Source organism: Marinobacter sp. F4216 (assembly GCF_019931195.1).
Classification (GTDB): domain Bacteria; phylum Pseudomonadota; class Gammaproteobacteria; order Pseudomonadales; family Oleiphilaceae; genus Marinobacter; species Marinobacter suaedae.
In genome coordinates this window covers 183,357-196,108 of sequence record NZ_JAIOUO010000006.1, presented here as the reverse complement: position 1 = coordinate 196,108, position 12,752 = coordinate 183,357, and the positions used below count along the sequence as shown (strand labels likewise).

The window sequence follows — 12,752 nt, the reverse complement described above, 5'->3', positions numbered from 1 at the left end:
TGCCTCTTAGCATGTCAGGTTCGAGGTAGATGCGCGGGAGTTTGCCGGTTATTGCATAGTCGGTCGCGACAAACTGCCGTGCGTTGATTGAAGCCATCTGGCAGGCCTACCTCAGTGGCCTGCCGGCTCGCCAATTCAAAGCTCACGATTGTTCGCAGTCGGATTGCTCGTTGTAAGGAGCGATGCGATCAGGGCGACTTCGTGAAAGGACCGATCCGCAGCAGATGCTCTGAATCGTGCACGCCACCGAAGTGGGCGTCTTTCTCGAAGTGCTCGTGATGGATCAGCTCAGCGCCCATATCACGAGCGAATGAGCGGAACAGCGCCCAGGATGCCTCGTTATCCGGAGTGATCGTAGTCTCCAGGTGTGTGACGTTCTTGCACACATCCCGGCCAACGATTTCCTTCAACATCCGCTTGGCCAGACCGGCGCCACGACCTTTCTCGTGGACCGCTACCTGCCAGACGAACAAGGTCTCGGGCTGCTGGGGGAGGATATAACCGGAGATAAAGCCGACCAGATCGCCGTCTTTCTCCGCCGCCACGCCGGTGTCGGCAAAGTGGCTGCACTGCAACAGGTTGCAGTAAATCGAATTCGGATCCAGTGGCGGACACTCGTCAACCAGCTGGTGGAGTCGGTAGCCATCATCCTTCGTCGGTACGCGGAGGGTGATGGCGGTGGTATTCGAACCTTCAGATGTCATAACGTGATTTAGTTCGTCTCAAAAAGTTAGTGGTGAATTATATAGACCACGAAATATTTATCAAGTCGGGCCTTCCTGAAGCGAAACCGCCCGGCCAGCACACGCCTATCAAGCGTAGCCCGGCTTTTGTTTAACGCCAGTGACGAATCCGTTACGAAATTGAAACAAAAGAGACCCGCCCGAGCTCCAGAGCGGTTCCCTGGACCAGGCGTTGCCGGTAAGACACGGCCGCATCCGAGCCGTCAGGCCAGATACGGTCGAACTGCTGAAGCCAGGCATCAGACTCGAAGGCCACCGGCTGGAGAGATACACACACCGCGCCCAAAGAAGCCTCGATCAGCGTATCGTCAGGCGTTCCAGGGTACTCGGGGCCGGCAAGGGCTATGCGAGTGACCAGGCCACGGGCGTCTGCTTTGAGATTTCCCATCCCGGCCGAGCCGTTGTTGACCACCACCCGGTCCCGCCCATCAACCTGCCCGCCCCATAGCACCGGCAGGCAGGTATGAGTACAGGCGATAACATCGGCACCGGTGGCCGCAAGCCATTGTTCCACGACTCCAGAATCCGACGCAGTGTTTGCACCACTAAACGACTCATGAGCCAATCCCCAGCCCGCCAGGGACTCCGGGTCTCCATGCAACACCAGAACCTTTAGGCCTCCAAAGAACAGACAGCGATACCGGGGGAGATCAGACAGTTTTTCTTGGAGGTCAGAATGTCGGCTCGCAACCGCTTGCAACCGATCCATAATGCGATTGGAGCGATTGACCACACCCTGATCAACAAAGTCCGGGTAGGCACAACCACAGCCGGCACCGTCACTGGGATTGGCCAGCTCGTACTCGACGTTGCCCAGGCTCACCGTATGCTGCAGAACCCGGGTGTTAATATCCCGGAACAGCGCATCCTCCGCGTTGAACCAGTTGAAATCGCCATTGAACACCAGCCGGATACGCCGCCCCTGCTGTTCCTCAAACCAGGCCATCCGTTCGATTTCATCAAGAGCCAGAGGGTTTCCATACAGGCCACCGACGATATAGAGAACATCGGCCTCTGCCGGTTCAGGCTCCTTGCACAGATCCTCCGGGCGGTATCGATAAGCCAGTGGGCAACTTCGTCCTTCCGTCATGATTCCTCCTTGATGGACGTCTATGCCTCACCGGCCGCCAGTGAACGCCCCGCCAACCGACGCACCACCAGCGGCAGGAAAAATCCGGCCGAACACAATAGGAAGCCGTAGGCGTTCACGCCCAGCAGCATGGCATACTTGCCCTCACCAATGGCCCAACTGGCCGGAATCAGGCCCGCCGCCAGCAACACACCAAGGCCGAGTCCAGTCCAGAAACTCAGGTGGAAGCTCCACGGTGACCATTGGGTGAAGCCGTAAAACAGGAACACCGGCGCCAGCCCCATCACCATGGTGCCTGAGATGGTGGTGGCCTTGAGTATGTCGGTACCGGCGAACATGGGCAGGTTACCGGCAACGGCAAAGATCACCATCACCACCGCCCCCACGCGAATGCTCGGCAACCGCTCACTGGCCCGACGCGCCAGCCGTGGCAGGTCCACCGCCAGCGACTTGGCCAGCGAGGTGAAGGTGGAGTCCAGCGTCGAGCCGGCCGAGGTCATCATCACCACGCTCATAAAGAACAGTGCTGCCAGGCCGAGGGACTGCCCCACGGCTGCGGGCGCATTGCCCATGGCCTCGATGCCGTTGATGCGGGCATGGACCCCTACCAAGCTGAAGATGAATACCGCGACGAAGCCCAGCAGACCAGCCACCACGAAGCTCTTGAGCATGGTCTTTTCCCTGTTCACAAAGCCCCGGTCGGTCAGCACCGGATCGTGGAACGGGTAACTGAACATCTGCAGCAGGGCCACCAGCAACAGGTCAAAGCCGGCATCCAACCGGAACTCGCCATTACTCAGCAGGGAACTGGTGTCGTTGGCCGGAATAATCAGAAACAGCACCGCACCCACGAAGAACACGAACACCACCGCCTGAATGACATCGGTAAAGATTGACGACCGCAGCCCGCCCTTGAGGCTATAGGCCAGGGTGAAGGCGGTAAACAACATGGCTGCCACGTAGTATTCCCACTCGCCCGGCAGGCCGAAGTAACCACCCACTACCGCAGTGTTACTCCACACCTCGTTATACAGCCGAATCAGGATGGCCGCCGCAAAGGCCAGCGCGGCCAAACGGCCAAAGCGGGAAGTGAGGAAATCCTGCAGGCTGCGGGCACCGGTCTGGGTGCGGATCAGGTAGATGATGTAGCCGGCCACCGGAATCGACAGCCAGTAGCTGGCGTAGGCCAGGCCACCGGTGACACCGTAGGCCGCGCCGAGGTTGGCGGCGTTGGTGACGGATTTGGCGAAGATCCAGCTGATAAAGATACTGGCGGTCAGTGACCACTGACCCACCGGGTTACCCTGATCATCCGCACCCTTGTAGAACGAATTGGCGGTCTTGCTCTTGGGCGACAGCACGTACATCACCACGCCGTAAACCAGCAAAAAGCCCCAGAACAGGGCGCCTTCAAATGTCGTCATTATTCACATCCACGTTTTTTAGTATTCGATCCAAACATCGCCGTTCGGTCGGTGGAGCGGGTGTTTATTTGAATTGAGAAAAATGTCTGAGCGCAGCGAGTTCTTTTCTCAATTCAAATGAATGCCCGGTTCACCAGCCACCCGACGGTTTAACAGGTTGCGCGATAGTGCGGGGGCGGCGGGGCGATACGCCTTTCTCTGGGAAAAGAACTCGCTTCGCTCAGACACCTTTTCCCGGCCGAAAATTATCTCCCCCCGCACCTGGCTCAGTTGCATACTGTTATCAGGTGGGCGCGGAGCAACTGGCCCCGAACCGGTAGCAGGAAAAACACCGGTGGTGCCGCAACATAATGCGTTCATCCATACTCTCGGCCAGCGAGGTGCCCAGATCGTACTGGGGGTCGTCATCCACCAGCGTGCAGGCATACACCCGCACCTGATCGCCCTTCTTCACCAGCATCCGGGTGTAGGTACACATGAAGTGCGCCCGGCTCTCCCTGGTCGGGTACTTCTCCATGCAGCCCTCGGTGATCTCCGGGCTGCCATCGTCAGACCCCGGTGTCCCCAGGTCCGGGAACGCCGTGAATGCAAGGTCCTCAGGGATACCAGCCTTCCGAAAAATCTCCCGGAACGTCGTTTCCACCTCCGCCGGGTTCTCGCTCGCATCGGTCTGGCGAGCGATGGACACTTTGAAGCCGAGATCCACCAGCAACCGAATACCGTCCAGCGCGCCGTCGAAACTGCCCTCGCCCCGATCCTTGTCGTGACGCTCCCGGTCCGGGAAATCGAGGCTGACCCGGAAATGGATCGGATAGGGATTATTGAGCAGGGGTTTCACCTGATGAATCCGCTTGTGCAACGGCTCGGTGGCGTTGGTCAGCACGAAACAGGGGCGGTGCTGGCTGGCATAGTCCAGGATGTTGACGAAGTCCCGGATCACGAACGGTTCACCACCGGTGAAGGAAAACTGCTCCACGCCCATATCCAGCGCTTCGTGGATAAACGGCTTCACATCACTCAGCTTCATCCCGGGAATCCGGCCATCTCCCGGGTGCGACCCCTCAAGACAGAATGGGCACGCCAGGTTGCAGGCGGTGCCGGTGTGAATCCACAGTTCTTTGAGCTTGTCGGCGTCGATGTACCCCCTGGGGTCGCCGTTTCGGGTGTGGGTCCAGCTGTCGAAGGCCCGCGGTTCCAGGATTTCCACCGCGGGAATCCGCTTGCGGGCCTCTCGTGTTTCAATCAGGGGCATACACGCTCCTTGGGGTATTGGTGTCTTTGCCACGGCGCCAGCCGTGCAGTTTTTCCAGCAATTTCAGAACGCCTTCCGGCGCATGGGCACGCTTCCATTCACCGGCCGCGAACTTGGCCGATTCATTCCAGGTCGGGTAGGGATGGATGGTGCCCAGAATCTTGTTCAGGCCCAGGTTGTGTTTCATGGCCAGGGTGAATTCCGCGAGAATTTCCCCGGCGTGGGCACCTACCACCACAGCGCCCAGGATCTTGTCCTTGCCCGGCGGGGTGAGCACTTTGATAAAGCCGTAATCCTCACTTTCGGCAATGGCCCGGTCCAGGTCGTCCAGGCCGTAGCGGGTTACCTCGAACTTGATACCCTTAGCCTTCGCCTCGCTTTCGCTCAGTCCAACCCGGCCGACTTCCGGCGAGGTGAAAGTCACCCAGGGCATCACTCGGTAATCCACGTTAAAGCGCTTGAACTGACCGAACAGACCGTTCACCGCGGCGTACCAGGCCTGGTGGGAGGCGGCGTGGGTGAACTGGTAGGGGCCAGCCACATCACCACAGGCAAACACGTTCGGATAACGCACGCTCATGTCTTCTTCCACCGGCACCGTGCCGTTGGCCAGCGGTTCGATACCGAGCTTTTCAAGACCCAGCCCGTCGGTATTGCCGGTGCGGCCCACTGCCACCAGTACCTGATCGAAAGGAATACGCACCCGTTCGCCCTCGTGTTCGCAGTACAGGACTTTCTCGCCGTCCTCGATGCGGAATTCGCTGGCGCTGTGGTTCAGGCGAACATCGATGCCATCGGCTTCAAACTGCTTCTGCACCACCTCGGCCACATCCGGGTCTTCCTTGGCGAGCAACTGCCCACCTCGCTGTACCTGGACGACCTTCGAACCCAGGCGGGCAAAGGCATGGGCCAGTTCCGACCCGATCGGCCCGCCACCAAGCACCAGCAGGCGCTCCGGCTGGTCTTCGATGGACCAGAGGTTGTCGGAATGCAGCGGGTCCATACCCTCAAGGCCGGGAATCGGCGGCAGCGCCGGCTTGCCACCGGTGGCGATGACAATACTGCGGGCAGTCAATCGCTCGGTGTGGCCGTCGTTATGGGTCACTTCCAGTTCCCAGGGCGACACGAAGGTGGCCTTGCCGGCGATGCAGTCCACACCCAGCTTGCGATAGCGCTCGGGCGAATCGTGGGGTTCCACCTTGGCAATGATGCGATGCACCCGGTCCATGATGTTCTTGAACGAGCCTTTTACCGGCACCGACTCCAGGCCGTAGCGATCGGCATGGCGCAGGGTATCGGCCGCCCGGGCCGAGCGGATCAGCGCCTTGGAAGGCACGCAGCCGGTGTTCAGGCAGTCACCACCCATCTTGTTCTGTTCGATCAGGGCCACCCTGGCCTTCACGGCCGCCGCGATGTAAGCGGACACCAGACCGGCGGAACCCCCGCCAATCACCAGCAGGTTGTAATCGAAGGTCTCCGGCTTTTCCCAGCCCGCGTACACACGCCGGCGGCGAATGAAGCCAACCACAAACTTGGCGATCAGCGGGAACAGGCCCAGCAGAGCAAACGACAGCAGCAGGTCAGCGGACAGAATGTCGCCGGTGGACTGGACCTGGGCCAGCTGGGTGCCGGCATTCACGAACACGAAGGTGCCCGGCAACATACCCAGCCAGCTGACCAGAGCGTAAGTGCCCAGCTTCATGCCGGTCAGGCCCATGGCAATGTTAATCAGGAAGAAGGGGAACACCGGCACCAGCCGCAGGGTGGCCAGGTAAAAGGCACCGTCTTTCTCGATGCCACGGTCCATTTTGGCCACCGTTGCCGCGTATTTCTCCCGCAGGTTATCGCGGACCAGGAAACGGGCCACCAGGAACGCCAGGGAAGCACCGATGGTGGAGGCAATCGATACGGCCGCCAGGCCGTACAGATTTCCGAAGAAGGCACCGCCGGCCAGGGTCATGATGGCGGCACCCGGTAACGACAGTGCCGTGACCATAATGTAGATCAGCATGTAACCGCCGATGGCCAGCCCGGTGTTATCGGCTATCCATGCCTGCAGGCTCTGTTGATGGGTTTTCAGGTAATCCAGGGTCAGGACATCCTGAGCACCACTGGCCCAGAAGGCGACCACCACCGCGAGGATTACCAGGATCATCAGCCATTTTTTCCGATTCATCACTTCTTCCCGTGTTGTGGATTCGATACTGCACTGATGCCAAGTCCCGGCCATTGTTACAGTTGTCTTGAAAAAATTCTCCCAAATCCAGATCGTTAAGAAAGAGATTACGCCGTAAACCTCACAAAAGTTTCACCAGACGGTCCCAATCCCCGCACAATTGCAGGATCTGTTATAAGCTGAGACAGGCCACTGATTTTCTCTGGGGGATGGGAAACCTTCAGCCCCGACGACGGACAAAGCAGGACTGGTTGAAAGGACAACAGGGAGCCAATCCGTGAGCACGCCCAACGCGCTGGACGAACAGAACCTGATCGAAGCCCTGAAGCGGGGCGACCAGTCCGCCTTCGAACAGGCCGTATCCGAACACACCGCTGGCATGATGTCCGTGGCCCGTTTCTATGTGGACCCGTCCTCCGCCGAGGAAGTCGTGCAGGATTGCTGGGTGACCGTGATTGAGGCCATCCAGCGCTTTGAAGGGCGCTCCAGCCTGAAGACCTGGCTCCACAGAATCGTCGCCAACCGGTGCAAGAACCGTCTGCGAACCAGCAACCGGGAAATCAACACGGACTTTAGTGAAGCGCTGGAGCCGGAGCTGGATAACCGGTTCAAACCCTCGGGCCGCTGGGCCACGCCCCCCAGGCTTCGCTTTGATGAATCGGCCGATGCTCTGATGGAAAACGGTGCCCTGAGCGACTGCCTCGACAAACATCTGGGCCAGTTGCCGGAAACCCAGCGCTCGGCGCTTATTCTGTACGAGGCCCATCAGCACAAATCCGAGGATGTCTGTAACATTCTGGATGTCAGCGCCTCCAATCTACGCGTGATGCTGCATCGCGCACGGCAAAAAATTTTCCTGATGGTGGAAACATTCCAGGAGACAGGCGAATGCTAATGTGTCGGGACCTGGCGGGCATTGCCAGTGACTACATCGACGGCGAACTGGGCTTTGGCAAATCCCTGTCGATCAAGGTGCATCTGATGATGTGTAAAGACTGCCGCTCCTTTATCGGCAACCTGCGCATGAGCGCACGGCTGATGCAGGGGCACTCCTCCGCACGGGTGGACGGCGACGTGATCGACCGGATTCAGGATCGGGTGACTGCCGCACTCGAGGAACGCAAGCCACCCAACAACCCCGGCCAGTAAACCCCGCAGCCCGGCTCCCTGACCCCAATTATGCCCTACGCCGCCCGGCGCGTTGGCGTTGTTCCTCGGCCAGCGCCGTGGCCCAGAGCTCCACATCGATCGGCAGGTTACCGGTGATGTCCAGCGACCGGTCTTCCAGTGTTTCCTCCAGCGGCAAGGGATGAGCCGCCACCACCTGATCCCGGTGCAGCAACAACGCTTCAATCTGGGGCCGGAAGCATCGCACCATGGCGGTCAGCCAGCGGTTAACCGGCCAACTGGGGTAGGCGTGGTCCATCTCGAACCGTTCCAGAACCTGAACAATCCGATTAGCCGGCAGCCAGCTTTCGTCGGTGACCCAGCGGTTCACAGCGAACAGGTCGGTGGGGTATCCCCAGGCGTCCATGGCAATCGCCACCAGATGCACTACCTGATCGTCCCCCGCTGGCCCCAGCACCGGCGCCTCACCCAATGGAATAGCGCCGTTGCGCAGGAACAGGTGAAAGTGGCCGTGCTCGTCGTGATCGTCGCGATGGGCATGGTAGTAATACTGGGAAGCGGACTCGGCATCGAACACGTCGCCCTGCGGGTAATGGTCCAGCTCGTAAAACGGACCCTGCCCTTTGAGGACCTCGCCAACGATGTTAAGACCGGCTTTCTCCAGTACCCGGTAGCTTTCCCGGATATCATCCACCGCCGCCAGGCTGGTGAGAATCTGCTGATCCGTCAGTGCGGATAACGCCGGTATCTGAAGTTCTGTCATTGCGCCTGCTCCTTGCCGCCTTTCAGGGCACAGGGATTAGCCGCCAGCTCAAGCCGGACCTTCTCGGTGTAGGCCGTCAGGGCCGCCAGTTCTTCGCTGTCCCAGGGCAAGGGATCGGCCGCCATGGGCTGCACCATGCAGATCTGGACCATTTCATCAAGATGCACGCTGTCCATGCCGAAAATATTCTTCGCCATTTCCACGGAATGGGGGTAAGCGCTGGCGAAGGTGGCCTGGTAGCCCGCACCATCGGCATGGCAGCTCTGGCAGGACAGGCCATTGGTACTCAGGGACGTATCACTGAACAGTTTCTTGCCCATGGCCACCAGCGCACAGGGATTGCCCTCGTAGGGCTGATAACCGGCCGGGCGGGTGACTCGCTTGGCGGCACAGGGGTTGGGCTTGGCCGCGCACTTGCCCCCGGCCGCACAGGGATTGCAGCCCTTGGTGGCACACGGGTTACAGCCTTTGGCGGCGCACGGATTACATTTCATAGCGCAAGGGTTTTTGGCAGCACAGGGATTCTTTGCAGCGCAGGGGTTCTTACCTGCACAGGGATTACACCCTGCCTTGCACTGCTGGCTGGCCTTGCATTTGCCTTTGCACGGAGAGCAGGGATTGCAGGCGGCCGAAACAGCTGCCGGCACCGCCAGCAGTGCGGTCATGAGCATGGCCGACCACCAGGCCGTGCAGCGGTGTTCGCCCGATGCCCGGATTGCTTGTCGAAGTGGGTGGAGGTTCTTGTTCATGGTGTTCTCTCCCTCGTTTCATCGTCAGTGGCCCGCTTCGGGCCGATGCACCGCGCACAGCGGTTAAACGGGAGACACTTGAGTTCTGCAACCATTACACCCGTGAACCAATTTATTCATGTTCGAAGACCCGGGTGTCCGGGTGAAAGGTATACCAGGCAAACCAGAACCCGCGGGTGGCGGGCAACAAAGCCCACTAGCCATTGGTTAGATAGAAAACGGTGAACAGGTAGCTGGAACATGGAGCGACTCCGATTCTTGCCAGCGGCGAACTCCCGAAACCCGCCCACAGCATCAAGGACACCGGGGACAACGATTTGTTACCAGGCCGGCCAGAACATCGCTGAAATCGCCAGAAGACAGGGCTCTGGGAAAGCCCGTATCGATGCAAAGCCTTGTCGTGTTAGGCTAAGGCGCCCTTTTGGCTCTATTATTCAACGTCGTACGCCGCAGATGCGGCACCCACTCAGGAAATTCAGGAAGGAAACGATAATGAAAACCCTGCTAGCGACTGTTCTTGTATTACTGTCCCTGGTGTCTGCGCCACTGTTCGCGGAAGAGACCAAGCTCCGTGTCGGAATGTCTGGCCAATACTTCCCGTTCACCTTTGTTGAGCAGGATACCCTGAAGGGGTTTGAGGTGGATGTGATGGACGCCATCGCGGAAGAGATGGGCCGCGAGGTGGAATACCGCACCGCAGCGTTCTCCGGCCTGTTTGGTATGCTCGGTTCCGGCCGAATTGATACCGTAGCCAACCAGATCACCATCACCGAAGAGCGCGAGAAGGCCTACCTGTTCAGCAAGCCCTACGTTTACGACGGTGCCCAGGTAGTGACCAAGCAAGGCAATGACACCATCAATGGTGTGGAAGACCTCAAAGGCAAGACCGTGGCGGTCAACCTGGGTTCCAACTTCGAAGCCCTGCTGCGCGAGTTGCCCTATGCCGACGAGATCAACATCAAGACCTACGACAGCAACATCGAGCGTGACACCGCCCTGGGCCGGGTTGATGCCTTCGTGATGGACCGTGTCAGCGCCAGCCAGATCATCCGGGAAAAGCCGCTGCCCCTGCAGCTGGCCGGCCCGACCTTCTCCAGCATCGCCAACGCCTACCCGTTCCCGAATACCGATGAGGGCCGTGCCCTGCGGGATGAGGTGAATGCCGCCCTGAGCACCCTGCGCCAGAACGGAACGCTGAAAGCGATTTCCGAGAAGTGGTTCGGTACTGACATCACCGCTCCCTGAGCACAGGCGATAGCACAATGAGCACCCTCGACGTCGACTACATGCTAGGGCTGGTTCCGGTCCTGCTCGGATACCTGCCCCTGACCCTGCAGCTGGCGTCGATCGGTATGCTCCTGGCGCTGATCCTGGCGTGCCTGTTTGCGGTGGTTCGGGTCCTGAAGATTCCGGTACTTAACCAGTTCACCATTGTCTTCATCTCGTTCTTCCGGGGCACGCCGCTGCTGGTGCAGCTTTTCCTGTTCTACTACGGGCTCCCCCAGCTGTTCAGCGCGCTGACGGTGATCGATGGCATCACTGCAACCATCATGGGCCTGACCATGCACTTCGCCGCCTACATGGCCGAGTCCATTCGGGCCGCCATTGTCGGCGTTGACCGCAGCCAGACCGAAGCGGCGCTGTCCATCGGCATGACCAACGGCCAGCTGATGCGCCGGATTATTCTGCCCCAGGCCACCCGCGTGGCCCTGCCCACCCTGATGAACTACTTCATCGACATGATCAAGGCCACCTCCCTCGCTTTTACCCTGGGTGTGACCGAACTGATGGGCGCCACTCAGAAAGAAGCCTCCGGCAGCTTCCTGTATTTTGAAGCCTTCATTGTCGCGGCTGTCATGTACTGGATCGTGGTGGAGATTCTGTCGTGGCTGCAAGGCAATCTGGAAACCCGCCTGAACAAGGCCTATAGCCGATGATCAAACTGACCGGCCTGCGCAAACAGTACGGTGAAACCGTGGTACTCGACGGTATTGACCTGACCGTGGAGAAAGGCGAAATCGTGGTCATTATCGGCCCGTCAGGGACGGGTAAATCCACCTTGCTGCGATGTGTGAACTTTCTCGAACAACCCACCGCCGGCGAGCTGACGGTGGGCGACCTGACGGTTGATGTGGAGAGGGCCAGCAAGCAGGACGTCCTGCAACTGCGCCGACATACCGCCTTCGTGTTCCAGAACTACGCCCTGTTCGCCAACAAGACCGCGCTGGAGAACATCGCCGAACGGCTGATCGTGGTGGACCGCTGGCCGAAGGCCAAAGCCCACGCACGGGCGCGGGAAATCCTTGAACGGATTGGCCTGGCCGACAAGGCCGATGCCTACCCGGCATCGCTGTCCGGCGGCCAGCAGCAGCGCGTGGGCATTGGCCGGGCCATGGCCACCGGCGCGGAAGTGATTCTGTTTGACGAGCCCACCTCGTCACTGGACCCGGAATGGGTGGACGAAGTGCTGGGCCTGATGAAGCAGCTGGCCGCCGAACACCAGACCATGATTCTGGTGACTCATGAAATGGCCTTTGCCCGGGACGTCGCGGATCGGGTGGTGTTTATTGAGGGGGGCCGGATTGTGGAACAGGGGCCGCCAAGCGACATCTTCTACCACCCCCAGGACCCACGCACCCGGGATTTCCTGCAAAAAATCCTCGCTACTCATCAGGTGTGAGGGGCAAGAAGCCTACCAGGACTCCCCGAAGGGCCTGAGATCCAGCTCGAACGTCCAGGCCGACGGTGCTTGTTGTGTCAGCATCCACACTGCATCGGCTACGGCAGATGGCTGGATAAAGAACTCATCGGGTTTGTCTGGCAGGGCCCGACGGGTGCGCGGCAGGTCCACCACGCCGTCGAGGATCACGTTGGCCACATGAATTCCCTCGGGCCCCAGCTGCCGGGCCAGCGACTGGGCCAGACTCCGCTGGGCCGCCTTGGCCGACGCAAAGGGTGCGGTGTTGGCCCGGCCACGCAACGCAGCGGAGGCACTGGTGACCACGATACTCGCGTGTTCCTGTTGGCGTAGCTGGGGTAACAGCGCCTGGGTGGCGGCCACCAGCCCCGCCACGTTGATGCGCCAGCTCGCCTCAAATTCTTCCAGGCTGGCTTCTTCGGCACTTTTGAAGATACCGCCACCTGCGTTATAGAGCAGCACTGACACCTCACCCAGCTGCTGCCGGATACTCTCGAAGACCGCGGGTACAGCATCCAGATCGGTGGCATCGTAAACCAGCGCATGGGCATTGGGCAGCTCATCGGCCAATCGGGTGAGGTACTCTTCGCTCCGGGCCAGCATCGCCACCTGATAGTCTTCAGCGCAGAATCGCCGAACCAGGGCTTCGCCATTCCCGGGGCCTACACCCACCACCACACATACCTTGTTCATGTTCCACCTCCGTTTCATTGCCAGCTGTGGGGCGCA

General features: G+C 59.8%; 13 protein-coding genes. 5 read left to right on the top strand and 8 right to left on the bottom strand.

The annotated features are described in order from the left end of the window. Positions 1-188 precede the first annotated feature (188 nt). The 5 genes from ectA to K8I84_RS12930 all read right to left on the bottom strand — a co-directional run bounded on the left by ectA (position 189) and on the right by K8I84_RS12930 (position 6,685). Positions 189-704, bottom strand: a complete 516-nt coding sequence (gene ectA / locus K8I84_RS12950; protein ID WP_223795195.1) for a diaminobutyrate acetyltransferase — start codon at positions 702-704, stop codon at positions 189-191. A gap of 151 nt (positions 705-855) precedes the next feature. After that, positions 856-1,833: a hypothetical protein gene (locus K8I84_RS12945; RefSeq protein WP_223795194.1), complete on the bottom strand. Its 978-nt coding sequence runs from the start codon at positions 1,831-1,833 to the stop codon at positions 856-858. A gap of 20 nt (positions 1,834-1,853) precedes the next feature. Continuing rightward, the gene (locus K8I84_RS12940) at positions 1,854-3,257 is read right to left on the bottom strand and encodes a sodium:solute symporter family transporter (RefSeq protein ID WP_223795193.1); all 1,404 of its coding nucleotides are present in this window, start codon (positions 3,255-3,257) and stop codon (positions 1,854-1,856) included. Between the two features lie 283 nt (positions 3,258-3,540). Next, positions 3,541-4,509 (bottom strand): radical SAM protein, encoded by a 969-nt coding sequence (locus K8I84_RS12935; protein ID WP_223795192.1) that lies wholly within the window; start codon positions 4,507-4,509, stop codon positions 3,541-3,543. Continuing rightward, positions 4,496-6,685 carry an FAD-dependent oxidoreductase gene (locus K8I84_RS12930; protein WP_223795191.1) on the bottom strand — a complete coding sequence of 730 codons (2,190 nt, stop codon included), beginning with the start codon at positions 6,683-6,685 and terminating at the stop codon, positions 4,496-4,498. Before K8I84_RS12930 ends, K8I84_RS12935 begins: the two co-directional genes overlap by 14 nt. Before the next feature lie 277 nt (positions 6,686-6,962). On the opposite strand from K8I84_RS12930, the gene K8I84_RS12925 reads away from it, so the two are divergent. Further along, the gene (locus K8I84_RS12925; RefSeq protein ID WP_223795190.1) at positions 6,963-7,580 is read left to right on the top strand and encodes an RNA polymerase sigma factor; all 618 of its coding nucleotides are present in this window, start codon (positions 6,963-6,965) and stop codon (positions 7,578-7,580) included. Next, the gene (locus tag K8I84_RS12920; RefSeq protein WP_223795189.1) at positions 7,574-7,834 is read left to right on the top strand and encodes a zf-HC2 domain-containing protein; all 261 of its coding nucleotides are present in this window, start codon (positions 7,574-7,576) and stop codon (positions 7,832-7,834) included. Before K8I84_RS12925 ends, K8I84_RS12920 begins: the two co-directional genes overlap by 7 nt. Positions 7,835-7,862: 28 nt before the next feature. On the opposite strand, the gene K8I84_RS12915 is transcribed toward K8I84_RS12920, so the two are convergent. Together K8I84_RS12915 and K8I84_RS12910 are read right to left on the bottom strand one after the other, a co-directional pair. Next, the gene (locus K8I84_RS12915; protein ID WP_223795188.1) at positions 7,863-8,576 is read right to left on the bottom strand and encodes a DUF6969 family protein; all 714 of its coding nucleotides are present in this window, start codon (positions 8,574-8,576) and stop codon (positions 7,863-7,865) included. Then, on the bottom strand, positions 8,573-9,325 hold the full coding sequence (locus K8I84_RS12910; RefSeq protein WP_223795187.1) for a cytochrome c peroxidase: 753 nt from the start codon (positions 9,323-9,325) through the stop codon (positions 8,573-8,575). The genes K8I84_RS12915 and K8I84_RS12910 overlap by 4 nt, the downstream gene beginning before the upstream one ends. Positions 9,326-9,817: 492 nt before the next feature. Between K8I84_RS12910 and K8I84_RS12905 the strand changes: the two genes are divergently transcribed. From K8I84_RS12905 to K8I84_RS12895, 3 genes are read left to right on the top strand one after another with little or no spacing between them, the layout of a single operon-like run. Continuing rightward, a complete protein-coding gene (locus K8I84_RS12905) occupies positions 9,818-10,570 on the top strand; it encodes an amino acid ABC transporter substrate-binding protein (protein WP_223795186.1) in 753 nt (250 codons plus the stop codon). 17 nt (positions 10,571-10,587) lie between these two features. Beyond that, positions 10,588-11,262, top strand: coding sequence for an amino acid ABC transporter permease (locus tag K8I84_RS12900; RefSeq protein WP_223795185.1), 675 nt, complete (start codon positions 10,588-10,590; stop codon positions 11,260-11,262). Beyond that, positions 11,259-12,005 carry an amino acid ABC transporter ATP-binding protein gene (locus K8I84_RS12895; RefSeq protein ID WP_223795184.1) on the top strand — a complete coding sequence of 249 codons (747 nt, stop codon included), beginning with the start codon at positions 11,259-11,261 and terminating at the stop codon, positions 12,003-12,005. The genes K8I84_RS12900 and K8I84_RS12895 overlap by 4 nt, the downstream gene beginning before the upstream one ends. Before the next feature lie 12 nt (positions 12,006-12,017). On the opposite strand, the gene K8I84_RS12890 is transcribed toward K8I84_RS12895, so the two are convergent. Next, positions 12,018-12,716 carry an SDR family NAD(P)-dependent oxidoreductase gene (locus K8I84_RS12890; protein ID WP_223795183.1) on the bottom strand — a complete coding sequence of 233 codons (699 nt, stop codon included), beginning with the start codon at positions 12,714-12,716 and terminating at the stop codon, positions 12,018-12,020. Positions 12,717-12,752 lie beyond the last annotated feature (36 nt).